This window comes from Stenotrophomonas sp. CC22-02 (assembly GCF_004365115.1).
Classification (GTDB): Bacteria; Pseudomonadota; Gammaproteobacteria; order Xanthomonadales; family Xanthomonadaceae; genus Stenotrophomonas; species Stenotrophomonas forensis.
In genome coordinates this window covers 463,544-487,148 of the sequence record NZ_SOCO01000001.1, presented here as the reverse complement: position 1 = coordinate 487,148, position 23,605 = coordinate 463,544, and the positions used below count along the sequence as shown (strand labels likewise).

Sequence of the window (23,605 nt, the reverse complement as noted above, 5' to 3'; positions counted from 1 at the left end):
CTCCCCGGATCCACGGCGTGCGTGGGTCCGCTGCCGGCCTACTCCCCTCAGAAGCCCACGCGCAGGTTGATCTGCCCGCCGACATCGCGGCGGCCATCGCCGTGCTGGCCCTGCACGAACATCGACAGCTGGCTGTTGCGGCCCAACCCGACCGCCACGCCGACCTGGCTGACCAGCGCATTGCGTGCCATCACCGCGCTGTAGACGTCGAAGGCATCGCCACCCACCGCGAAGCGATTGCGGCTGGCCACGTCGGTGTCGCCGGAGGCGTGTTGCCACCCCAGGCCGACGGTCAGCTGCGCCGGGAAGCGCTCGCCGCTGCCCACGTCCCAGCGGCCCCGTACGCCCACCGTGCTGACATTGAGCGTGTCCTTGCCGCCTTCCAGCACCAGCGCAGCGCTGCCGCCCTGCTCCGTCGCACGATCGCTGTCGACCCAGTGCCTGGTGAACTGCACATACGGCTGCAGCTGGGTCCTGCCGTGGGTCCAGGTCCAGCTGCCTTCCACCTGGGCGATGGTCACATCCGAATCCTGGCGGCTGTGCAGGGTCTGCCCAAGCAGCGGCACTTCACGCGTGGTGCGCGTGCGGTAATCACCGCGCGACACGCTGCCGCCCACCGCGAAGCCGTTGTTCCACTCGCCCTGTGCATACAGGCCGAAGGTGGTACCGCGCAGGCGGGCCCGCGAGCTGCGATCGTACAGGCGTGTATCCAACCGCTCGCTGCCCGCGGCCGCGCCCAGCACCACGTGCTCACCCAGCTGCCAATCCACGCCGGCCATCACTGCATTGCGGTTGGAACGGATCTCGTCGCCGTTGCCATCGCCATCCTGCTTGAACACCTTGCCGCTGCCGGCCAGCCACGCCGAAGCGCGCTCACCTCGCACGGTGGGCAACTCGCTGCCCAGGCGCTGGCGGATGCCTTCTTCCAGGTAGTTGTCATACAGCAGCACCGCACGGCTGGCCGCATGCACTTCGCCGGACAGCTGGTCGAATGCGCTGCGCGCAGTGCCGGCGTCATACATCAGCAGCGTGTTGTACAGGCCCAGCGCCGGACCGCTCTGCGGCAGGCTGTCCAGCGCCGCAGCGGTGTTGTACTGGTTGCGCGTCTTCGCCACGGTGGTGAACGCTGCGGTCTGCGCCACATCGATCTTCAGGTTCGCGGTGTTCGCGGTGTAGACCGGGGTGATGGTCAGGAAGGCCGACGGCGTGGTCGATGCGGCGAACTGGCCGCTGACCCCACCACCCGCATTGACCACCGTGTACTGCTGGCCCTGCTGGTAGCTGGTGCTCGGCGAAATGGTGTTCACCTGCACGGTGCTGCCGCCCACGTTGGCGCTGCCTCCCACCTGCACTGTGTCACTGCCGGTGGCGCCCAGATCGATGCCCAGCGTACTGCCCGGCGACAGGGTCAGGTTGCCACCGATGGTGATGGTACCGACGCCATTGCCGGTGCCACTGCCGTTGCCGGGGCCATTGCCCGGCGACAGCACGCCGCCGTTGGATACGGTCACGCCACCACCGGTACCGCCAATGGTGCCGGTGCCGGACAGTCCGGTGCCGCTGCCGATGGTCCACTGGCCACCGATGGTGCCGGTGACATTGAGGCCACCGCCGGTGACCTGGCCGGTGCCGCTGAAGCCACCGCTGTTGCCACCAAGGTTCAGGCCGCCCGGGCCGGCCTGCACGATGCTGCCACCGCCACTGATGCTGCCGCCCAGTGTCGTGGTGCCCCCCGTGTTGATGACCAGGCCGCCGTTGTTGGTGATGTTGCCGGTGATCGAACCACTGGCGCCGCCATTGCCAACCTGCACGGTGCCACCGGCATTGATGGTGGTGCCACCGGTATAGGTGTTGTTGCCGGTGAGGGTGACGGTGCCGCTGCCGGCCTGGGTCAGGCCGCCGCTGCCGCTGATGGTGCCGCCGACGGTGGTGTTGCCGCCGACGTTGAGCACCAGGCTGCCATTGTTGGCGACGTTGCCGGTGATCGCGCCGCTGGCGCCCCCATTGCCGACCTGCAGCGTGCCGCCCGCGTTGATGGTGGTCCCGCCGGTATAGCTGTTGTTGCCGGTCAGGGTCACCGTGCCGCTGCCGGCCTGGGTCAGGCCGCCGCTGCCGCTGATGGCACCGCCAACGGTGGTGTTTCCACCCACGTTGAATACCAGGCTGCCGTTGTTGGTGACGCTGCCGCCGATCGCGCCGGTAGCGCCACCATTGCCCACCTGCAGCGTGCCACCGGCGTTGATGGTGGTCGGGCCGGTATAGGTGTTGTTGCCGGTCAGGGTCAGCGTGCCGCTGCCCGCCTGGGTCAGGCCACCGCTGCCGGTGATGGTTCCGCCCAGCGTGGTGTTGCCGGCCACGCCGGACACCAGCGAGCCGTTGTTGGTGATGTCACCGACGATGGAACCCGTTGCTCCGCCGTTACCCAGCTGCAGCGTGCCACCGGTATTGATGGTGGTGCCGCCGGTGTAGGTATTGGTACCGGTCAGTACCAGCGTGCCGCTGCCCGCCTGGGTCAGGCCACCGCTGCCGCTGATAATGCCGCCCAGCAGGGTGTTGCCTGCAACGTTGGAGATCAGTGCGCCATTGTTGGTGATATCACCGGTGATCGCACCGCTGGCACCGCCGTTGCCCACCTGCAGCGTACCGCCCGCATTGATGGTGGTACCGCCTGTGTAGGTATTGTTGCCGACCAGGGTCAGCACGCCACTGCCGGCCTGGGTCAGGCCGCCACTGCCACTGATCGCACCGCCGACGGTGGTATTGCCCGCCACGTCGAACACCAGGCTGCCGTTGTTGGCGACGTTGCCGGTGATCGCACCGGTCGCACCGCCGTTGCCCACCTGCAGCGTGCCACCGGTATTGATGGTGGTACCGCCGGTGTAGGTATTGTTGCCGGTCAGGGTCAGCGTGCCGCTGCCAGCCTGGGTCAGGCCGCCACTGCCACTGATGGTGCCGCCCAGGGTGGTGTTGCCGGCGACGTTGGACACCAGTGCGCCGTTGTTGCTGATGTCACCGACGATCGCGCCGGTTGCACCGCCATTGCCGACCTGCAGCGTACCGCCTGCATTGATGGTGGTGCCGCCGGTGTAGGTGTTGTTGCCGGTCAGCACCAGCGTGCCGCTGCCGGCCTGGGTCAGGCCGCCGCTGCCGCTGACCACGCCACCCACGGTTGCGGTGGTGCCGAGGTTGTAGACCAGGCTGCCATTGTTGGTGATGTCACCCAGTACCGACCCGGTGCTGCCGCCATTGCCGATCTGCAGCGTGCTGCCACCATTGATGGTGGTGCCACCGGTGTAGGTATTGCTGCCGGTCAGGGTAAGCGTGCCGGTACCGCCCTGCACCAGGCCGCCGGTACCACTGAGCACACCGCCGAACGTGGTGTTGCCGTTGTTGCCGCCGGTGCTCAGGGTTGCGCCACCCAGCAGCACGCTGGACCCGGTCACGCCGGCCAGGCCACCGATGCTCTGGTTGCCGCCGGCGCTGATATCCAGTGTCCCGGTACCGGCCAGGTTGACCGTGCTGGCACCGGACAGGCTGCCACCGGCCGCCACCGCCAGCGTTCCGCTGTTGATGGTGGTGGTGCCGGTATAGGTGCTGGCACCACCCAGGGTGACCGTCGAGGCACCGTCCTTCAGCAGGCCGCCGGCACCGCCGATCGCACCATTCAAGGTCAGCGCGTTGCTGCCAGGCAAGGTCAGCGTGCCGCTGGCCAGCTGTATGCCATTGGCCAGGGTCAATGCCGTGGTGCCGTCCAGCGTGGCGTTTCCGCCCACCGTCAGCGTGCCGGTTCCCAGCGCGTTGTTGTTGCCCAGGGCAAGGCCACCGGCGTTGAGCGCCACGCCACCGCTGAAGGTATTGCTGCCGCTCAGCGTCTGCACGCCGGCACCGTTCTTGACCAGGCCGCCGGTACCGGTGATGTCACCAGCGAACGTGGTGTTGCCCACGCCACCGAGGGTCAGCGTGCTGCCACCCAGCGACACCGTGCTGCCGGCCACGCCGGCCAGCGAGCCGATGGTCTGCGCGCCCCCTGCACTGATGTCGAAGGCGGTACCGGCATTGGCCAGGGTCACCGCGCCGGTTGCGGCCAGGCTGCCGCCCGCGCCGATCGCCAGCGTGCCGGCATTGATGGTGGTGCCACCGGTGAAGGTGTTGGTGCCGGTCAGGGTCTCGGTGCCGCTGCCTTCCTTGACCAGGCCACCGGTGCCGCCGATCGAACCACTGAACGTGCCGTTGCTGGCATCACCGATCGTCAGCGTATTGGCGCCCAGGTTCACCGTGCCGTTGCCGATCAGGGTGCCGAAGGTCTGCGTGCCGTTGCCGGCCGACAGATCGAAGGTCGCGCCCGAGGCCAGGTTGACGATCCCACCGGCATGCAGGCTGGCGCCTGCGCCCAGCGCCAGCGTACCGGCATTGATGAAGGTACCGCCGGTGTAGCTGTTGGTGCCGTTCAAGGTCAGCGTCGCGGCACCTTCCTTGGTCAGCGAGCCGGCGCCACTCAGGTTGCCGTTGAAGGTGAGGTTGTTGCTGCCCAGTACGGTCAGCCCGCTGTTGAGGATGACGTTGTTGGCCAGCGTCACTGCGGTGTTCGAATCGAGCGTGGCATTGCCACCCACCGTTACCGCGCCGGTGCCCAGCGCAGCGTTGTTGCCAAGCACCAGGCCACCGGCATTGAGCGTTACGCCACCACTGAAGGTGCTCGCGCCATTGAGCGTCTGCACGCCGGCACCGTTCTTGATCAGGCCACCGTTGCCGCTGATCGCGCCGTTGAAGGTGCTGTCCACCGTGCCGCCCAGGCTCAGCGTGCTGCCACCGAGTGCCACCGTGCTGCCTGCCACGCCGGCCAGCGAACCGATGGTCTGGTTGCCCGCAGAGATATCGAGGGTACCGGTACCTGCCAGGTTCACCGCGCCGGTCGACGCCAGGCTGCCACCAGTACCGATGGCCAGCGTGCCGCTGTTGATCGTGGTGCCTCCGGTGTAGGTATTCGCACCGGTCAGGGTCACGGTCGCCGCACCGTTCTTGATCAGGCCGCCGCTACCGGAAATCACACCACCCAGCGTCAGCGCGTTGCTGCCCAGCAGATCCAGAGTGGCACCCGCGGCGAGCCCGATGTTGTTGGCCAGGTTGACGCCTGTCGATGCATCCAGCGTCGCGTTGCCGCCAACGGTCAGCGCGCCGCTGCCGAGCGCAGCGTTGTTGCCCACTACCAGACCACCGCCGTTGAGTGCGACGCCCCCACTGAACAGATTGGCGCCGCCCAGGGTCAGGACGCCGGCTCCGTTCTTGACCAGGCCGCCGGTGCCTGAAATCGCACCGTCGAACACGCTGTTTGCAACCCCGCCGAGGATCAGCGACTGCGCGCCCAGGCTCACGTTGGAGCCAGCTACTCCGGCCAGCGAACCAATGGTCTGGTCGGCGCCGGATGCCGAGATGTCGAAGCCGGTCCCCGCAGCTGCAAGCGTCACCGCACCGGTTGCCGCCAGGCTGCCACCCGCCCCGATCGCCAGCGTGCCGGCATTGATCAGCGTGCCGCCGGTGTAGGTGTTGGTTCCGGTCAGGGTTTCAGTACCTGCACCGACCTTGGTGAGGCCACCGGTACCGGTGATCGAGCCGCTGAAGGTGCCATTGGTCGCCCCACCCACCTCGATCGCATTGGCGCCGAGGTTGATCGTGCCGTTGCCGATCAGGGTGCCGAACTGCTGCGTGCCGTTGCCCGCAGACAGATCCAGCGTGGCGCCGGTAGCGAGGTTGACCGTGCCGGTCGCCGACAGGCTGGCATTGGCACCCAGCGCCAGCGTACCGGCGTTGATGTTGGTGCCGCCGGTGTAGGTGTTGGCGCCGTTCAAGGTCAGCGTCGCGCCGCCCTCCTTGGTCAGGCTGCCCGCACCGGACAGAACGCCATTGAGGGTCAACGCGTTGGTACCGAGCACGGTCAGCCCGGCATTGAGCGCGATGTTGTTGGCCAGCGTGGCCAGCCCGGTGGTGTCCAGCGTCGATGCACCGCCGACAGTGAGCGTACCGGTACCCAGCGCGGCGTCGTTGCCCAGCACCAGGCCACCGGCATTGAGTGTCACGCCGCCACCGAAGGTGTTGGCGCCGGACAGGGTCTGTACGCCCGCACCCACCTTCACCAGGCCGCCGCTGCCACTGATCACGCCACCGAAGGCGGCGTTGCTGGCGGTGCCGAAGGTCAGCGAATTACCCCCCAGCGCCAGCGTGGTTCCGCCCACGCCATTGAGCGCGCCGATGGTCTGGCTACCGCCCGCACCGGAGATATCGAAAGCGGCACCGGCGTTGCCCAGGGTGACATCCCCCGCCGCGGCAAGGCTGCCGCCCAGGCCCAGTGCCAGCGTGCCGTCATTGATGGTGGTCCCGCCGGTATAGGTGTTGGCGGCGGACAGCGTCAGCGTGGTGGCACCGTTCTTGACCAGGCTGCCGTCGCCATCGATCACCCCCGCCAGCGTCAGCGTGTTGCTGCCCGGCAGGGTCAGCGCAACACCCGAGGCCAGGTTGATCGCATTGCCCAGGCTGACGCCGGCACCTGCATCCAGCGTGGTGCTGGCATTCACCGCCAGCGCGCCACCGCCCAGTGCGCCGTTGGCGCCGACCACCAGCCCACCACCGTTCAAGGTCAGGCCACCGCCGAAGGTATTGGTGTTGTTGAGGGTAAGCAGGCCGGTACCGTTCTTGACCAGGCTGCCGTTGCCCGCCACGACGCCGCCCAGGGTGACGTCATTGCTGCCGCCCAGCGTCAGCTGCGTGCCGTTGCCGAAGTTCACTGCATTGGCCAGGTTCACCGCCACCGTGTTGTCCAGCGTGGTGGTGCCTCCGATCGCCAGCGCCCCGGTTCCCAGCGCCCCCGTGTTGCCAAGAACCAGGCCACCTGCATTCAGTGCGACACCGCCGCCGAAGGTATTCGCGCCGGACAGCGTCTGTACGCCGGTGCCGGTCTTGACCAGCCCGCCACTGCCATCGATGACGCCGGCAAAGCTGCCATTGCTGGCGCCGCCGAAGGTGAGTGACTGCGTACCCAGCGCAACCTGGCTGCCGGCCACACCGTTCAACGCGCCGATGGTCTGGTTGGCGCCCGCCGCGGAGATATCCAGGGTTGCACCCGCACCGGCAAGATCCACGGCGCCGCCTGCGGCGAGGCTGCCGCCGGCACCGAGTGCCAGCGTACCGGCGTTGACCGTGGCGCCGCCCACGAAGGTGTTGGCTCCGGACAGCGTCAGCGTCGAGGCACCGTTCTTGATCAGGCCACCGGTCCCGCCCACCACACCGGTCAGTGTCAGATTGTTGCTGCCCGGCAGGGTCAGCGTGTTGGCGCCCAGGTTCACTGCATTGGCCAACGTCACCGCAGCGCCGGCATCCAGCGAAACGTTGCCGCCGATGTTCAACGCCCCCGTACCGAGCGCGCCGTTGGCGCCGACCGACAGGCCACCTGCATTCAACGCAAGGCCGCCGCTGAAGAGATTGCTGCTGTTCAACGAGAGCACGCCGGTACCGGTCTTGATCAGGCCGCCGGTGCCCGTGATCAGGCCGCCCAGGACAGTGTTCTGGTTGCTGGTCAGGCTCAACTGTGCGCCGGCATCGAGATCGATCGCATTGGCCAGGTTCAAGGCCACCGAGCTGTCCAGGGTCGCATTTGCGCCCACGCCGAGCAGGCCGCTCCCGAGCGCGCCGGCATTGCCCAGCATCAGGCCGCCGCCATTGAGCGTCAGGCCACCGGCGAAGGTGTTGGCACCGTTGAGGGTGAGCGTGCTGGCACCGTTCTTGACCATGCCGCCCGCACCGGACACCACCCCGCCGAGCGTGATCGCCTGCGAACCCGGCAGCGACAACACCGCCCCGCTGCCGAGGGCCACGTCGTTGGCCAGGTTCAGCGCCGCGCTGCCGTCCAGCGACGCGCTGCCTCCCACATTCAACACGCCACTGCCAAGTGCGCCACTGTTGCCGAGCAGCAGGCTGCCGGCGTTGAGCGTCAGGCCACCGCTGAAGGTGTTGGTGCCATTCAAGGTCAGCAGCGAGGCGCCGTTCTTGGTCAGGTTGCCGGTGCCGGTGATGTTGCCGCCCAACGTGAGGTTCTGGCTGCCCGGCAGGGTCAGCGCCGCACCCAGGTTGATGGCGTTGCCGAGGTTCAGTGCGGCCGAGCCATCGAGCGTACCGTTTCCGCTGACGGTCAACGCGCCACTGCCGATTGCACTGTTGTTGCCCAGCAGCAGGCCGCCCGCGGCCAGGTTCAGGCCACCGCTGAACGTATTGGCGCCGCTCAGCGTCTGCGTGCCGGTTCCCTGCTTGACCAGTCCACCGGTGCCACCGATCACCCCGGCGAACGTCTGGTTGGTGGCATCACCGAAGGTGAGCGTGCTGCCGCCCAGCGTCACAGTGCTGCCGGCAATGCCGGACAAGGCACCGATGGTCTGGTTGCCTCCGGCCGAGATATCCAGGTCCGCGCCGGCACCGGCCAGGCTGACCGCACCGCCGGCGGCCAGGCTTCCGCCGCTGCCCACCGCCACCTTGCCCGCGTTGATCGCCAGGCCACCGGTGAAGGTATTGGCACCACCCAGCGTCAGCGTGGCCGCTCCGTTCTTGACCAGGCTGCCGGTACCACCGATACCACCGCCCAGGGTCAGCGCATTGCTGCCCAGCACATTCAGCAGCCCGCCCACGCCAAGGTTGATGCCATTGCCCACGCTCAGCGCAGACCCAGCATCCAGCGTCACCGCACCGCCGACGTTCAGGGCGCCGGTTCCGAGCGCACCGGCATTGCCGAGCACCAGGCCACCGGCAGCCAGTGACAGCCCCCCACTGAAGGTGTTGGCACTGTTGAGGGTCAGGGTGGTCGCACCGTTCTTGACCAGGCTGCCGGTCCCACCGATCACGCCGTTGAACGTCAGCGCCTGGTTGCCGGTCAGGTTGAGGATGCTGCCCGCCCCCAGATTGACCGTGTTGGCCAGCGCAAGCGCGCCCGTGGTGCCATCCAGCGTCACGTTGCCGCCGACGCTGAGCGCACCGCTGCCCAGCGCAGCCGCGTTGCCCAGCAGCAGGCCACCGGCGTTGAGCGCCACGCCGCCACTGAGGTTGTTGACACCAGACAGGGTCTGCACGCCGGAGCCGAGCTTGACCAGGCCACCCGTGCCTGCGGCGAACGTGCCGCTGTAGCTGGTATTGCCCAGCCCGCCGAGCGTGAGCGTGCGGCTGCCAAGGCTGACCGAACCGCCGAGCCCGGCCAGCGAACCGATGGTCTGGTTGCCCGCTGCGGACAGGTCAAGGCTGGTGCCGACGCCGACCGTGATCGCACCGGTGGGCGACAGGCTGCCACCCGCACCCAGTGCCAACGCGCCTCCGGCCAGGTTGAAATTGCCGGTCAGCGAATTGGCCCCGTTCAGGGTCAGGGTGCCGGCACCGTTCTTGGTCAGATTGCCGGCACCGGAGATCGAGCCGTTCAATGACAACGCACTGCTGCCCAGCAGGTTCAGCGCGCCGCCACCATCGATCACCAGATTGTTGGCCAGGTTGAAGCCGGCCGTCGTATCCAGCGAGGCGCTGCCACCGACGGTCAGGTTGCCGCTGCCGAGCGCCCCGGCATTGCCCAGCACCAGGCCGCCGGCATTGAGGTTGACGCCACCGCTGAACAGGTTCGCGCCGCCCAGGGTGACGATGCCGGTGTTGTTGACCGTCAGCCCGCCGGTACCGGACAACAGGCCCCCTAGGCCGAAGCCCTGGGCACCAGCCAGGGTCAACCCGCCATTAAGGGTGAAATTGTTGCCCAGCGACAGCCCCACACCGCTGGCCGCAATCGAACCACCAGTGACGGTGAACAGGCCGGTACCGAATGAGGTGTTGCTGTTGAAGTTCACCACGCCACCGCCGAGGGTGATCGCGCCCGTGCCCGACCACGGTCCCTGCAGGTTCCAAGTGCCGCTGTTGACGGTCAGCTTCTGGAAGCCGATGTAGTTGGTCCAGCCGATGCTCGACGCAGGCCCGTTGTTGCTGGCGTTGTCCTGCAGCACCAGGGTGTTGTTGGCGGCACCGGTGCCGATGCCTGCGTCAACCGTGCCCGCCGCTGCGACCTTCACCCCGGTTACGCCAGCGAGCACGCCGGCAGGCGCGCTGCCGCCACCGGTAACCACGCTGGACCCTGCCACGGCAGTGAAGGTATTGCCGCCGGTGGAATCGCCCAGATGCACACTGCCGGTGATCGTGCCCGCATTGGTGAACGTATTGCCTGTCGAAGCACCGAGGCCGACACGGCCGGTGATGCTGCCACGGTTGGTCACGTTGGCCTGTGCCCCGCCATAGGTCACCACCGACGTCGCATCCGCAAGCTGCCCTACCCCCAGCAGCGACATTCCAATCGCACCATCATTGACCAGCGTGGTGGTCCCACCTGCGGCATTCTGCGCGGTTATCGCCTGGCCGCCGAAGCCCAGCAAAGTACCGATGTTGAAGATGCCCTTGATCTGGCCGCCGGTCTGGTTGTTGACCGTGATCGCGCTGCCACCGGCGGTGTTGTTGCCGACCACCAGGCCGGCCGCGGCCAGGCTGAGCCCACCGGTCAGGAACGGATCGATCGTGCCGGCGTTGTTGACCGTGGTGTTGCTGCCGCTCAACGTCACCGCATTGCCGCCCAACAGCAGAGGCACGCTGAACACCGCGCCGCTGGCGATGTTCAACGTCAGGCCGCTGCTCGGGTTGGCGTAGTTGTTGATGTTGGTGGAGCTGTCGCAGTTGACGATCGTGGTGCCTGTGCACGCTGCGAACGCCGAACCGCTGGCCAGGGTGGCCGCCAGTGCGACCGCCAGCTGATGCGCCCGCAATCGCGGTGGCCGCTTCGCGGTAACCGCACTTCCGCCAGGATTCTGGGCGACCTCCGATGCAACCTGCATTACGCCGAGGGCGCGATTGAAAACCAGACGGTAAATGCGGTTCATCGGTAAATCTCCATGAAAAGACCAGATGGCACTGCGGGCAGGTTTTTTGAAGACGATGCGGCCCATCCCGGCTCCCGATGGGGGAACAAGGCCTGGCGGCATTAACTTCTGAAAATCTTCACATCTTCACGCGGGCGCGCAGCGAAGACGACGCGTCAGCGTATCCGCCGGAGCGAAAACTCCCCGATTCCGCTCGACGAATGGCGGCACTGTGCGACGGGCGCCGACAGTGCCGCGTGAATCACCCACATAATTTTCATGACGTGCGTCAAATAAAATACGTGAATTAATTTATTTTGCCGAAAATGCACATTCCCTATTCACGGCAAACAGCCCGAGCGCACTTATAACTGCCCGGATAAACTCTCAGCTGCTGGAGAGTTTCATCAAAACCAGGCCAGAAACGATAAGCACCGCTGCGCCGATCCGCATCGGGCTGACCTGCTCACCAAGGAACACGATGCCGACCACGAACGCACCGACCGCACCGATGCCGGTCCAGATCGTATAAGCGGTGCCCAGCGGCAGACTGCGCATGGCGATCGCCAGCAGCCAGAAACTGGCGATCATGCCGACGATCGTGACCACGGTAGGGGTGAGCCGGGTGAAGCCTTCGGACTGCTTCATGGACACGGCCCAGACGATTTCCAGCAGGCCGGCGAACAACAGATAGATCCAGGCCATGACGGCCCTCCTCTTGGTAGGGCCAGGCCGTCCTGGTCATTGGTTCCCGATGCGGGGGAGGTCGTTCCTCCAGGCCGGCATTCTAGCAACGGGGAAGCGCCCCGGCCGCCGTAGGCGGGAACGGGTTACAGCCGATTCAGTGCGTGAAGCTGGCGTCGATGGACCTGCCTGCGCTAGAATGCGCCTCTGCCATCGGCCAGCCGATGTGCAGTCCGGCTGTGGTCTCTGGCGCATCGCGCGCTGCTTCCCCTGATCCGTGAACTGGCCGCCCACTGGGCGGCCAACGTCTCTATGGTGGCCCCGTCGGCCCCTCGCGACGCTAGGTCGAAAATCCCGCCAGGGCCGGAAGGCAGCAACGGTATCGATCGACGCGGGCGCCGAGGTTAGCCGGCGGGGCCATCGCCTTTTTGGCCACGCCCCCGCTCTGGTAGCTGCCAACCTTGGTTGGCGCCCTTCGCCAGGCATGCCCCGGCACTACCTCGCTTCCGGCGTGCCCTGGTGGAACAGCATCCGCCACCGTTGCCCATGCCGGCGCCACAGCGAACTACGCAGCACCCAGCGTTGCGCCTGGCCATCCACGTGATAGCGGCTGCGGTAACGCACCTGGGCCAGGCCATCGGCCAACAGCCGCACCGCGAACTGTTCCGACTCGATCAACAGCTGCGCCCGCTCCAGCGGAATTTCCGCCAGCGCGGCCGCACGGCCGTAGCATTGGCCGGAACTGCCGATCTCGCTGAAATCCTCGTCCAGCAATGCAGCCAGGCGCACACGATCACTCCGCACCTGCGGGGTGTGCAGCGCGCGCTCCAGCGCCTCCAGTTCGGCAGCCAGCGCCGCATCAGCGGGCTGGCCGGTATCGTTCACGGCGGATCCTGGGCCAGGACGTGCGGTGCGGTCGGGCTGGCCAGCGGCACGCACTGCCCCGGCTGCGCCACGCGGTGCCCGCGCGCGACCAGCGCCTGGCCGTCGGCCGCGCTGGCGTAGTGGTACAGCATCATCCGCGCCTGCAGTTCGGCACTGTACTCGCGCTCCAGATCGGCCACGCCGGTATGCGACGGATTGCCGTGCAGGCCGCAGTCGTGGGCGATCAGTTCATTGTCATTGGCGTAGCGGGCCAGCATCTCCGGAATCGGCCGGGTATCGCCGCTCCAGGTCAGCGCGCCCTGCAGGCGCAAGCCATAGGCCGTCTCCGGCCAGTGGTGGCGCACCGGGAAGACCTCCAGGCGCATACCCTCGTGCCAGAACGCCTCACCCACCACGATCAGCTGGAAGGCGTCCCAGAAGTTGGCACCGCCCTCGGCCAGCACGTTCGGGTAATCGCCGATGCGCTTGTGCAGCAGCGGCACCACCGTGGCGGGCACATACAGGCGCACCTTGCCGCGCCGGTGCGCGTTGAAGAAAGTGTCCACGAACAACCGTTCGAAGCCGGCCACATGGTCCAGATGCACATGGGTGACGAACAACGCCTGCGGCAGATGCCCGTAGTGCGCCTTGAACGCGGTCAGGCCTTCGCCGCCACAGTCGATGGTCAGCCACGGCCGACCGTCCCGCTCGATCACCGACATCGGCGACCCCAGCTCGACCGCCGACGCATTGCCGACGCCGAGGAAACGCAACGACCAGTCCATCAGGTGCCCCGGTTCCAGGCCATGTCATAGGCGCGGCGCAGCCGCACGTAGTCCTTCTGCACGTCTTCCACGCTGCGCTCGCCGCGCAGCTTGATCAGCGAGCGCAGCAGGCGCTTGAGATTGCGTTCGCGCCAGGCGGTGGCGGGGATGCGGATGACCCCGCGGTCGAAGTCGATCAGCCAGCCATGGCCATTGCCATCGAACAGGATGTTGTGCGCATTGAGGTCGGCATGGTCCAGGCCGGCACGGTGAAAGCGGGCGATCAGCCGGCCGGTCTCCTCCCACGGCGCGCCCCGGCCAGCGACCAGCGCCCGGTCGGCCAGCGAGCGCACACCCTCGATCCGTTCCATCAGGATCGCCGCCCGGTAGCACAGGCCCTCACGCATGTAGAACGCCGCGATCGGTCGCGGCACCGGCAGTTTCTTCTCGCGCAAGGCACGCATCAGCCGGAACTCGGCGAAGCTGCGGGTCCGGTCCGAGCCGCGCCAGAGGTACTGGTCATGGCTGATCTTCGCCGCCAGACCACCGCGCAGATAGTGGCGCAGCACGCTGGCGCCGAACGGCGCATCGATGAACCAGGCGCTGCCGCGGCCGCCCTCACCCACCGGCCGGGCCCTGCTGCCCCAGTGCTGGGGCGAGAATAGGCCGATCTCGGCTTGCCGCAGCCGCTCGCGGTCGAACAGAATGGCCCCGATGCCGCGACCCTCGCGGCATGGCGTCAGCGCTTCATTGGCGTCGAATGCGACCATTTCATTGAGTCTAACAACACATGGCATCAGCGTCCTCATCCTTGTGCCTCCTGCGCCTGTCCGCACTCGGCGACGTCACCCACGTGGTGCCCCTGGTGCGCACCCTGCAGGCTGCGCGCCCGGACACGCCGATCCACTGGATCATCGACAAGGCCGGGCACAAGCTGCTTGATGGCCTGCCGGGCGTCACCTTCCATGCCTACGACAAGAAGAGCGGCATGGCCGGCGTCAAGGAACTGCGCAGGCAACTGCCGCCGGGGCGCTTCGAAGCGCTGCTGCAGATGCAGGTGGCGTTCCGGGCCAACCTGCTGTCGGCCTTCATCCCGGCCGAGCGCCGCATCGGCTACGACCGCAGCCGCTCCAAAGACCTGCACGGACTGTTCATCAACGAACGCATCCCCGACCGCCCCGGCATCCATGTACTGGATGCCATCGGCAGCTTCTGCGAACCGCTGGGCCTGCGCCAGACCGGGGTCAGCTGGGATCTGGCCGTGCCGCCGTCCGCCTTCGAGTGGGCCGCCGCACAATGGCAGGACGATGGCCGCCCGGTGCTGATGATCTCTCCGTGTTCGAGCCACGTGCGCCGCAACTGGTACGCCGATCGCTACGCTGCGGTGGCCAACCATGCGACGCAGCGCGGCTGGCAGGTGGTGCTGTGCGGAGGCCGCAGCGAGCTGGAACGCAGCATGGCCGACGCGATCCAGGCGCAGCTGCACACACCGGCACTGGACCTGGTCGGCAAGGACACGCTCAAGCAGTTGCCCGCCCTGCTTGCCCGCGCCAACCTGGTGATGACGCCGGATTCCGGCCCGATGCACATCGCCAACGCGATGGGCGCGAAAGTCCTGGGCCTGCATGCGGCCAGCAATCCGAACCGCAGTGGCCCGTACTCGGACCGCCGCTACTGCGTGGACCGCTACGACGACGCTGCGCGCAAGTACCTCGCCAAGCAGGCCGCTGATCTGAAGTGGGGCACCAAGATCGAATTCGACGATGTGATGGAACTGATCACCGTCGAAGACGGCATCGCCGCCTTCGAGCGTTACGTCGCCGACCACCTGGGGTGAGCGGCAGGCCCCATCCACGCATGGCGTGGATCTACCGCTTGGACGGGATTACGCGCGCTGCGTGTAATCCTGGTAGGACTTCTCTTCCACGTAGGCCGAACCGAGCGCCAGGTTGATCGCCTTCTTGATGCGCGCGCGCTCGTCGTTGCGCAGGTAGACGCTGCGCGCCAGATCGATGAAGCCCTGGTCAAACGCCTGCGCCTTCTCCTTGAGCCGGATGTCATCCTCGATGTCCCACAGCTGCTCGTTGACCTCCTTCAGGTCGGCGCGCAGCTTGGCGATGTCCTTCACCGCCGCCGGGTGTGCCATCCAGGTCTTTTCCAGCGCCGACAACTCTTTGCGCACGTTGGTCAGCTTGCCCTCGTCGCTGATGCGCTCGGACTTGATCTGCAGGATCGAGATCTTGTCCAGCAGCTCGCCGAAAGAAACGGGCACGAGAATTTCAGCGGTCATTGGAAAAGCTCCAGCAGGTGATGCAGGCAGTTTAACCCGCAGCTCGCGATGGAACGGGTAGATCCACGCCATGCGTGGATGGTTCAGCTCGACAGGAACAGCATCCGCGCATGGCGTGGATCTACTGAGGGATGGCCGGGGAGAGGCCGGCAAAGGCAGGGGCCCACAGGTTGCGCAGCAACGTGCGGGGCGACGCGCAGAGCGCGGCGCATCCCCAGCCAGATAAAGAAAAAAGCCGCCCATTGGGCGGCTTTTTTCTTTATCTGGCGGAGAGGGGGGGATTCGAACCCCCGAGGCGCTATAAACGCCTGCCTGATTTCGAGTCAGGTACATTCAACCACTCTGCCACCTCTCCGGGTGGTCCCCGGCGGACCGGGGACGCGCATCATACGAGGAAGTGAGGCCGACGACAAGTCATTGCGGCCAATGAAGTGAAAAATTCCTGAGCGCACGCCTTGCCGGATGCCTGCAGCCGCCCGATGATGCCTGTCTCCCCAGCATTACCCCGCCCCCGCCCACCATGATCGAATTCGGACACCTCACCCACCCCGGCATGCGCCGCGAGCTCAACGAGGACACCTACTACGGTGACAGTGAGCTGGCCCTGTGGCTGGTGGCTGATGGCATGGGCGGGCACGCCTGCGGCGAAGTGGCCAGTGCGCTGGCGCGCGAGACCATCGTGCGCGAGATCCGCCGCGGCGCGCCGCTGGTGCAGGCCATCCGCACCGCCGACGAAGAGATCATCCGCGCCTCGCGGCGGCGCAACGACACCCTGCCGATGGGTACCACCGTCGTCGCCGCGCGCGTGCAGGGCAACCGCTATGAAGTGGCGTGGGTGGGCGACAGCCGTGCCTACCTGTGGCGCGATGGCCAGCTGGCCCAGCTCAGCCAGGATCACAGCGTGGTGCAGGAACTGGTCGCGCAGGGCAACCTGACCGCCGAGCAGGCACGCGCGCATCCGCATCGCAACGTGGTCACCCAGGCCCTGGGCGTGACCGATCCGGCGCATCTGAACGTGGCTACCACCAGCGGAGAGCTGCGCCCGGGCATGCAGCTGCTGCTGTGCAGTGACGGCCTCACCGAGGAAGTGGACGACCGCGGCATCGCCCGCACCCTGGCGTTCGAGGACGCCAGCGCGCAGGAATGCGTGGATACGCTGGTCGCCGCCGCGCTCGATGGCGGCGGCCGCGACAACATCAGCGTGATCCTGGTGCGCTGCCACTGACAATCAGTAGATCCACGCCATGCGTGGATGTGGCGATGCCGGCCAGCGGCCGGCACCACCGCCACGCATTACGCGCTGGCGGGCTCTTCCACCTTCGGGCCATCCCACAGCGCGTGGCCGGCCTTCTTGCGCAGCCGCTCCAACCGCGCAGCGTGCGCTTCCAGTTCCGATGGCGTTGCCATCACCCGCGGGCGCGGCAGTAGTTTGCTGGTATCGAACGCCTGCAGCGCTGCACCCGCGCCACCGCCGTCCTCGTCTCCCAGGCCGAAGCCGATCTCTTCCTGGCCCGAGGTCAGCGCAATGTAGACATCGCCCAGAATCTGCGCATCGAGCAGGCCCCCGTGCAATGCACGGTGCGAGTTGTCCACGCCCAGCCGCTTGCACAGTGCATCCAGCGAGTTGCGCTGGCCGGGGAAGCGCTCACGCGCCATCACCAGGGTATCGATGACCGTGCAGCGGTCGGTGATCTTCCCGTACTGCGGCCCCAGCAGCGACAGCTCGTTGTCCAGGAAGCCCAGGTCGAATGCCGCGTTGTGGATGATCAGCTCGGCGCCATCGATGAACGCCAGGAACTCGTCGGCGATCTGCGCGAAATCAGGCTTGTCGTCGAGGAACTCCAGGGTCAGGCCGGTGACTTCCTGTGCGCCCTGTTCGAACTCGCAGTCCGGTTTGATGTACTGGTGGTAGTTGTTGCCGGTCGGGCGCCGCTTGAACAGCTCCACGCAGCCGATTTCAACGATGCGGTTGCCCTTCTTCCATTCCAGGCCGGTGGTTTCGGTATCGAGGATGATCTGACGCATGGGCTCAGTTTACCGGGCTCGAGTCGCGGACCTGGATGGCCGCGTTGCGTGCCAGGGTATCCACCCGCTCATTGTCCGGATCGCCGGAGTGGCCTTTCACCCAGCGCCAGTCAATCTGGTGCCGCAGCGTCGCGGCATGCAGGCGCTCCCAAAGCTCGCGGTTCTTCACCGGGTCGCCGCCGGCGGTCTTCCAGTTCTTGCGGATCCAGCCGGGCATCCACTGGGTCAGGCCCTGCCGCACATACTGCGAATCGGTATAGAGCACGATGTTGCACGGCTCGGTCAGCGTCTCCAACCCGGAAATGGCCGCCATCAGCTCCATCCGGTTGTTGGTGGTATGCGCTTCGCCACCGCTCAGTTCGCGCTCATGGCCCTTGTAGCGCAGCAGCGCGGCCCAGCCGCCGGGGCCGGGATTGCCGAGGCAGGATCCGTCGGTGTGGATTTCGATGGTTTTCAATACAACTCCAGATCAGGTAGCAACGGTGCCATGCCAACGCACCGGCAAGGGTTTCGGCCCGGGCAGGGCCAGCGTGCGTTTTTCCGCATGGAACAGGCAGGCCGCGCGCAAGGGCGCCCAGCCGCCGGGACGACGGCTGCCGGCACCACGCCAGAGCGGGCCGAGATAGCGCATATCGTCGCACTCCAGGCCATGGCGGCCGAGCAGCAGGCGGATCCGCTGCGGCGTACGCACCACCAGCCCGTGCTGGCGCCAGCGCGTGCGGTACGGACTGAACGGATTGAGGCTGCTCAGCCACAGGTGGCCGCCCGGCATCAGCACGCGCTCGCACTCGTCGAGCAGCAGGTCGGCATCGGCGGCGGTGACATGCTGCAGCACGATCGCATTGACGCTCTCGTTGGCCAGCGGCAGCGGCAACGCGCAGCGGGTATCACCGGCATAGCCGTGTCCCTGCCGGTGCAGTCGCAGGCCGCGCCCGCCCAGCTGTGCGTCGTCCAGCCAGGCCGCACTCGGCGCGATCCACAACCAGGGCTGGGCCGGCAACACCGACAGCTGCGGCAGCAGCAATTGCCGCTCCAGCACGCGCAACGCCGCCGCCGGTTCACTGTCGAACCACGGGGCCTGGCTCGCTTGACGGGTGCTCTGCAGCGCGGGCATGGTCCAATTCTATGCGACTGACTGCCCTGCCCGCATTTGCGGATAACTACATCTGGACGCTGATCGACGACGATGGCGCCGCCGTGGTCGTCGACCCCGGCGATGCTGCGCCGGTGCTCACGCTGGCCGATCAGGGCCTGCGCGTGGACACGATCCTGCTCACCCACCACCACGACGACCACATCGGTGGCGTGCCGGCGCTGCAGGCCCGTTTTCCCGGCGTGCGGGTCATCGCGCCGATTGAGGAACGCATTTCCACGGCCACCGAACGGGTCGGCGAAGGTGAACGCGTTCAGGCACTGGGCCGGACGTTCCACGTACTATCCGTGCCCGGGCATACCCGCAGCCACATCGCGTTTCACACTGCTGAACATCTTTTCAGCGGAGATTCGTTGTTCAGCCTGGGCTGTGGACGTCTGTTCGAAGGTACGCCGTCCCAGCTTCTGGCATCGATGCGCAAGCTGGGTACCTTGCCCGCGCAACTGCTGCTTTGTTGCGCCCACGAGTACACCGTGTCAAATGCCGTCTTCGCGCGGCATGTCGACCCCGCCAACGCTGCCCTGTGGCAGCGCCAAGAGGAGGCTTTGGCCATGCGCCGCGATGACCGTTCCACCCTGCCGGTAACCCTGGCCAACGAATTCGACTGCAATCCCTTCCTGCGTGTGCACACGGCGCCGATTCGTGCGTCGGTATCGGCACATCTGGGCCGTGACGTCGTGGACGACGTCGACGTGATGGCCGGCCTCCGGCACTGGAAAGACGGCTTCCGCGCATGATGCGCCGAAGTCTGCCGCTGGCCCTGGGCCTTGCCCTGGGGCTGGCCGGAACCGCAGGCGCTCAGTCGCTGGGCGCCGGCATCAGCCAGAACCTGACGGCTGCCGCAGCCCTGCCGCTGGACCCGTCCACGCTGCCGGCCGCTTCGGTACGCAATGGCCAGGAGATCTTCACCAGCTTCCGCGACGGCCTGGCCGAGCCGCGCTGTGACGCCGAGGCCACCAGCCCGCGCTGGCAGAAGCAGTTCGCCCATGCCCCGTCGCGCCTGGCCAACCAGGATGACGATGCACTGGTGCTGTTCGGCTACGTGGTCGAAGAGCTGCGCAAGGCCAACCTGCCCACCGAATTCGCGCTGATTCCCTTCGTCGAAAGCGGCTACCGGCCCAATGCCCGCAACGGCAGCGGTCCGACCGGCCTGTGGCAGTTCATCGCCACCACCGCGCGCAACCACCGCGTGCCGATGGCCAACGGCTACGACGGCCGCCTGTCGGCGGTCGATTCGACCCAGGCTGCGGTGCGCTACCTGAAGACCCTGCACGGCATGTTCGGCGGCGACTGGCGCCTGGCCACCATGGCCTACAACGCCGGCGAGTACCGCGTGCTGCAGTCCATGCGCAAGGCCGGCATGAATGCGCAGAACGCCACGCCTTCGGCCCTGCCCGGCCTGTCCCCGGTCACCCATGCCTACGTCGAGAAGCTGCATGCCCTGGCCTGCGTGCTGGAAGACGTGGAAGACCAGCCCGGCGTGATGGCCTCGCTGGACCGCACCGTGCCGGTGCTGAAGGACCACACCCTGCCGGCCGGCACCAGCGTCCAGCAGTGGGCCGCACAGCGCGCCCTGGACCCGGCGAAGATCGCCCGGCTCAACCCCGCGCTGGCATCGGGCGGCCGTGCTTCCGGCACCACCCGCGTGCTGGCTCCTGTCTCGGCCGCCAATGCGACGGTTACGGAGGCGGCGAGCGCCCTGGTCGCCAGCGCGGCCCCGGCGGCCACTGCTGTGCCCACGCCGACGGTCGCCAGGACCGTTGCCGCAATCGCCGACCGCCCGCGCAGCCGCCGCCACACCGTGCGTGATGGCGAGTCGGCCTGGACCATTGCCCGCCGCTACGGCATGCCGGTGAAGGCCCTGCTCTCGCTGAACGGCCTGAGCGGCAGCAGCGTACTGAAGCCAGGTGCGGTGCTGCGCGTCGAAGACTGACGCGCGCCAACCCGGCAGAAGGCGGTCGAGCAAGCTCGACCACTACCAAAGTCCTGACGCGCCAAAGACGACGCGCAGCCACAAAAAAGGCCCGGCAATGCCGGGCCTTTTCGTTCCTGTCCGCCGCGGGGCTTACAGGTTGGCTTCGGTGGTCTGGACCACGAACTTCTTGCGCATCGCCTCGACGTAGGCCTTGGCCGCGGCCATGCCATCGATCTGGCTCAGCTGGTCCTTCAGCTGCTTCTGCTGCTCGGCGGTCACTTCCTTGATGTCGCCCGGGTTGATCTTGTTCACCGCGAACAGCAGCGCGTGCCCGTTCACGTCAACCTTGCCGTAGCTCGGCTTGCCGTTGACCGGTGCCGGCGCGCTGAAGATCGCGCGATGGATCTCCGGGGTCGGCACGGGCTGGCTGCGCGGCAGGCCCGGCATCGGGCTCAGCTGCAGCTTCTCGCTGGCCGCCAGCGACTGCAGGGTGGCGCCGCCCTTCAGCTTGGCCAGCACCGCGTCAGCAGCCTTGTCGCTGGCCTGGCGCTGGCGATCGGCGCGGATTGCGGCAATCACCTGCTCGCGGGCCTTGTCCAGCGGCATCGCCTGTTCCGGCGTATGCGCGGAGACGCGGATGACCACGCTGTGGTTGGTGGCACCGCCCAGAGCGATCGGGTCGCTGGCGGTGCCGTCCTGTACCAGCACGTCGGAGAACGCAGCGCGCAGCACTGCCGGATCAGCGGCGATGCCGCTGGCCGTAGCGCGGGTGATCGGGCCCAGGGTCTGCAGCGGCAGCTTCACTTCCTTGGCTGCAGCCGCCAGATCGCTCGGGCTCTTGTTGATGGCGTCAACCAGGCGGCCAGCCAGCTCGTTGAAACCGCGCTCGCCGTCGGCCTTCAGCTGCTCGGCGGCCAGCGTGTCACGCACTTCCTCGAACGACTTGCCTTCGCCACCGCGCACGGCGGCCACCTTGATGATGTGGTAACCGAAGTCGGTCTTCACCGGGCCGATCACGTCGCCAGCCTTGGCGGCGAACAGGGCATCTTCGAACGGCTTGACCATCGCGCCGCGCTCGACCCAACCCAGGTCACCGCCCTGCGCCTTCGAGCCCGGATCTTCCGAATTAGCCTTGGCAAGCGCGGCGAAGTCGGCGCCGGCGGCCTTGGCTTCGGCGGCGATCTTGTTGGCCTTGGCTTCGGCACCGTCGCCAGTGATCAGGATGTGGGCAGCCTGGCGCTGCTCCGGCGAGGTGAACTTCGCCTTCTCGTCTTCATAGCGCTTGCGCAGGGTCGCTTCGTCGGCCGCAGCCGGTGCCGGCAGGTTGGCGCCGTTGATCTCGACATACTCCAGCGAGACGGTCTCGGCCTGGCGGAAATCCTTGCCGTGGCTGTCATACCACTGCTTGATCTGCGCATCAGTGACCGGCGCGGTATCGGCCGGCACTTCCGGCAGCGCGGCCAGCTCGACGTCGCGGGTCTCGCCCAGCAGCTTCAGCAGGCGCTCGGTCTCGGACTGGGTGACAAAGCCCGAGTTCTGCAGGCCCGACGGAATCACCGACTGCTGCAGGCTCTCACGCACCAGTTCCTGGAACTGGGTCGGGGTGCGCGGCGGATTGCCACCGGCCAGCGCCAGGCGGTAGTTGTTCTCGTTGAACTTGCCGTTCGAATCGAGGAAGGCCGGAATGGTGGCGATGTACTCGCGCACCGCACCATCGCCGATCACGACGCCGGCCTGCTCGCCGACCAGACGCACGACCTGCTCGTCGATCAGCTGGTCGAGCACGGCCAGTTTGTTTTCGGTGCTTTCGAACGCGCGCGGGTCGAAGTTCTCGCCCTGCTGCTGGCGCTCGCGCATGCGCTCCTGTTCGAAACGGGTGCGGAAATCCTGCGCGCTGATCTCGTGGTGCTGCCACATCATGCGCACCGGCCACCACGACGGCGCCGAACGCCACCAGGTCGGAGGTGCGGAAACCTTGGCCACGTTCTGAGCGCCAACGCCACCAAGGTAGCTGTTGTCGATCACGAACAGGAACGGAATCATCAGCAGCCCCAGGATCACGGTGACGATCCAGCCTGAGGTCTTGTCGCGGAGTTTCTGCAGCATGGTGAGGAATCACAAGGCCTGATTGGCGAGCCCGGCAGTGTAACCCGCTTCGCCGCAGGGACCAAAAGCAGCACCGGTGCGGGCTGCGCGCCTCTTCGCGAGCGCACAAAGAAAAAGCCCCCGGCGTGTGCCGAGGGCTTTTAGAGTTGGCGGAGCGGACGGGACTCGAACCCGCGACCTCCGGCGTGACAGGCCAGCATTCTAACCAGCTGAACTACCGCTCCGCGCTGAAACTTTGCAGGCGCCCAGTATATCCGAAGACTTCCTGGAAACCCAGCCCGATGAACACTTTTTTCAAAGTTTTTTCACAGGGACTTAAGAATTCTGCAATGGCGGAGCGGACGGGACTCGAACCCGCGACCTCCGGCGTGACAGGCCAGCATTCTAACCAGCTGAACTACCGCTCCGTTCTTGCAAAAACCTTTTCGCCTTCTTCCCCAACCTTCCGGGGAGAAGACAAGGCCCCCGGCTTCAGACCGGGGGCCTCGATGTAATGGCGGAGCGGACGGGACTCGAACCCGCGACCTCCGGCGTGACAGGCCAGCATTCTAACCAGCTGAACTACCGCTCCGCGTTGTTACCCTTCTTGTTTTCCGCCGGCCTGGACCGGGAAGAAAACAAAGCCTCCAGCTTTTGGCCGGAGGCCTCGTTGAATGGCGGAGCGGACGGGACTCGAACCCGCGACCTCCGGCGTGACAGGCCAGCATTCTAACCAGCTGAACTACCGCTCCGCGTTGTTACCCTTCTTGTTTTCCGCCGGCCTGGACCGGGAAGAAAACAAAGCCTCCAGCTTTTGGCCGGAGGCCTCGTTGAATGGCGGAGCGGACGGGACTCGAACCCGCGACCTCCGGCGTGACAGGCCAGCATTCTAACCAGCTGAACTACCGCTCC

General features: G+C 66.8%; 14 protein-coding genes, 6 tRNA genes and 1 other RNA gene. 5 read left to right on the top strand and 16 right to left on the bottom strand.

Annotation, left to right across the window (positions count from 1 at the left end):
* Positions 1–47: 47 nt before the first annotated feature.
* Positions 48–10,934, bottom strand: a complete 10,887-nt coding sequence (locus tag N440_RS02270; RefSeq protein WP_133933941.1) for an autotransporter-associated beta strand repeat-containing protein — start codon at positions 10,932–10,934, stop codon at positions 48–50.
* A gap of 366 nt (positions 10,935–11,300) precedes the next feature.
* Positions 11,301–11,618 (bottom strand): quaternary ammonium compound efflux SMR transporter SugE, encoded by a 318-nt coding sequence (gene sugE / locus N440_RS02265; RefSeq protein ID WP_049456890.1) that lies wholly within the window; start codon positions 11,616–11,618, stop codon positions 11,301–11,303.
* A gap of 300 nt (positions 11,619–11,918) precedes the next feature.
* On the opposite strand from sugE, the gene ffs reads away from it, so the two are divergent.
* Positions 11,919–12,015: signal recognition particle sRNA small type (gene ffs, locus N440_RS02260), an RNA gene on the top strand.
* Positions 12,016–12,092: 77 nt separating this feature from the next.
* Here the strand turns inward: ffs and N440_RS02255 are convergent.
* From N440_RS02255 to N440_RS02245, 3 genes are read right to left on the bottom strand one after another with little or no spacing between them, the layout of a single operon-like run.
* Positions 12,093–12,482 (bottom strand): nuclear transport factor 2 family protein, encoded by a 390-nt coding sequence (locus N440_RS02255; protein ID WP_133933940.1) that lies wholly within the window; start codon positions 12,480–12,482, stop codon positions 12,093–12,095.
* Positions 12,479–13,246, bottom strand: a complete 768-nt coding sequence (locus N440_RS02250; protein WP_133933939.1) for an MBL fold metallo-hydrolase — start codon at positions 13,244–13,246, stop codon at positions 12,479–12,481. The genes N440_RS02255 and N440_RS02250 overlap by 4 nt, the downstream gene beginning before the upstream one ends.
* Complete coding sequence (locus N440_RS02245) at positions 13,246–13,995, bottom strand: 3-deoxy-D-manno-octulosonic acid kinase (RefSeq protein WP_133933938.1); 750 nt, start codon at positions 13,993–13,995, stop codon at positions 13,246–13,248. The genes N440_RS02250 and N440_RS02245 overlap by 1 nt, the downstream gene beginning before the upstream one ends.
* 20 nt (positions 13,996–14,015) lie before the next feature.
* Between N440_RS02245 and N440_RS02240 the strand changes: the two genes are divergently transcribed.
* The gene (locus N440_RS02240) at positions 14,016–15,062 is read left to right on the top strand and encodes a glycosyltransferase family 9 protein (protein ID WP_133933937.1); all 1,047 of its coding nucleotides are present in this window, start codon (positions 14,016–14,018) and stop codon (positions 15,060–15,062) included.
* A gap of 48 nt (positions 15,063–15,110) precedes the next feature.
* Here the strand turns inward: N440_RS02240 and N440_RS02235 are convergent, their stop codons facing one another.
* Together N440_RS02235 and N440_RS02230 are read right to left on the bottom strand one after the other, a co-directional pair.
* The gene (locus N440_RS02235) at positions 15,111–15,515 is read right to left on the bottom strand and encodes a DUF6165 family protein (protein ID WP_133933936.1); all 405 of its coding nucleotides are present in this window, start codon (positions 15,513–15,515) and stop codon (positions 15,111–15,113) included.
* Between the two features lie 264 nt (positions 15,516–15,779).
* Positions 15,780–15,870: transfer RNA gene (locus N440_RS02230), tRNA-Ser, on the bottom strand.
* A 165-nt stretch (positions 15,871–16,035) separates the two neighbouring features.
* Here N440_RS02230 and N440_RS02225 point away from each other — a divergent pair.
* Positions 16,036–16,740: a PP2C family serine/threonine-protein phosphatase gene (locus tag N440_RS02225; RefSeq protein ID WP_133933935.1), complete on the top strand. Its 705-nt coding sequence runs from the start codon at positions 16,036–16,038 to the stop codon at positions 16,738–16,740.
* Positions 16,741–16,808: 68 nt separating this feature from the next.
* Here N440_RS02225 and dnaQ read toward each other — a convergent pair whose 3' ends face one another.
* The 3 genes from dnaQ to N440_RS02210 are packed head-to-tail and all read right to left on the bottom strand — an operon-like array spanning position 16,809 to position 18,654.
* The gene (gene dnaQ, locus N440_RS02220) at positions 16,809–17,540 is read right to left on the bottom strand and encodes a DNA polymerase III subunit epsilon (protein ID WP_133933934.1); all 732 of its coding nucleotides are present in this window, start codon (positions 17,538–17,540) and stop codon (positions 16,809–16,811) included.
* 4 nt (positions 17,541–17,544) lie between these two features.
* Positions 17,545–17,997, bottom strand: a complete 453-nt coding sequence (gene rnhA, locus N440_RS02215) for a ribonuclease HI (protein ID WP_004154603.1) — start codon at positions 17,995–17,997, stop codon at positions 17,545–17,547.
* 12 nt (positions 17,998–18,009) lie between these two features.
* Positions 18,010–18,654, bottom strand: coding sequence for a hypothetical protein (locus N440_RS02210; RefSeq protein ID WP_133933933.1), 645 nt, complete (start codon positions 18,652–18,654; stop codon positions 18,010–18,012).
* Positions 18,655–18,665: 11 nt separating this feature from the next.
* On the opposite strand from N440_RS02210, the gene gloB reads away from it, so the two are divergent.
* Positions 18,666–19,430 carry a hydroxyacylglutathione hydrolase gene (gene gloB, locus N440_RS02205; RefSeq protein WP_133933932.1) on the top strand — a complete coding sequence of 255 codons (765 nt, stop codon included), beginning with the start codon at positions 18,666–18,668 and terminating at the stop codon, positions 19,428–19,430.
* On the top strand, positions 19,427–20,626 hold the full coding sequence (locus N440_RS02200) for a lytic transglycosylase domain-containing protein (protein WP_133933931.1): 1,200 nt from the start codon (positions 19,427–19,429) through the stop codon (positions 20,624–20,626). The genes gloB and N440_RS02200 overlap by 4 nt, the downstream gene beginning before the upstream one ends.
* A 132-nt stretch (positions 20,627–20,758) precedes the next feature.
* Here the strand turns inward: N440_RS02200 and N440_RS02195 are convergent, their stop codons facing one another.
* The 6 genes from N440_RS02195 to N440_RS02170 all read right to left on the bottom strand — a co-directional run bounded on the left by N440_RS02195 (position 20,759) and on the right by N440_RS02170 (position 23,605).
* Positions 20,759–22,714: a peptidyl-prolyl cis-trans isomerase gene (locus N440_RS02195; RefSeq protein WP_133933930.1), complete on the bottom strand. Its 1,956-nt coding sequence runs from the start codon at positions 22,712–22,714 to the stop codon at positions 20,759–20,761.
* 147 nt (positions 22,715–22,861) lie between these two features.
* Positions 22,862–22,938: transfer RNA gene (locus N440_RS02190), tRNA-Asp, on the bottom strand.
* A 106-nt stretch (positions 22,939–23,044) separates the two neighbouring features.
* Positions 23,045–23,121 (bottom strand) — tRNA-Asp (locus tag N440_RS02185).
* 87 nt (positions 23,122–23,208) lie between these two features.
* Positions 23,209–23,285 (bottom strand) — tRNA-Asp (locus N440_RS02180).
* 83 nt (positions 23,286–23,368) lie between these two features.
* Positions 23,369–23,445 (bottom strand) — tRNA-Asp (locus tag N440_RS02175).
* Between the two features lie 83 nt (positions 23,446–23,528).
* Positions 23,529–23,605, bottom strand: a tRNA-Asp gene (locus N440_RS02170).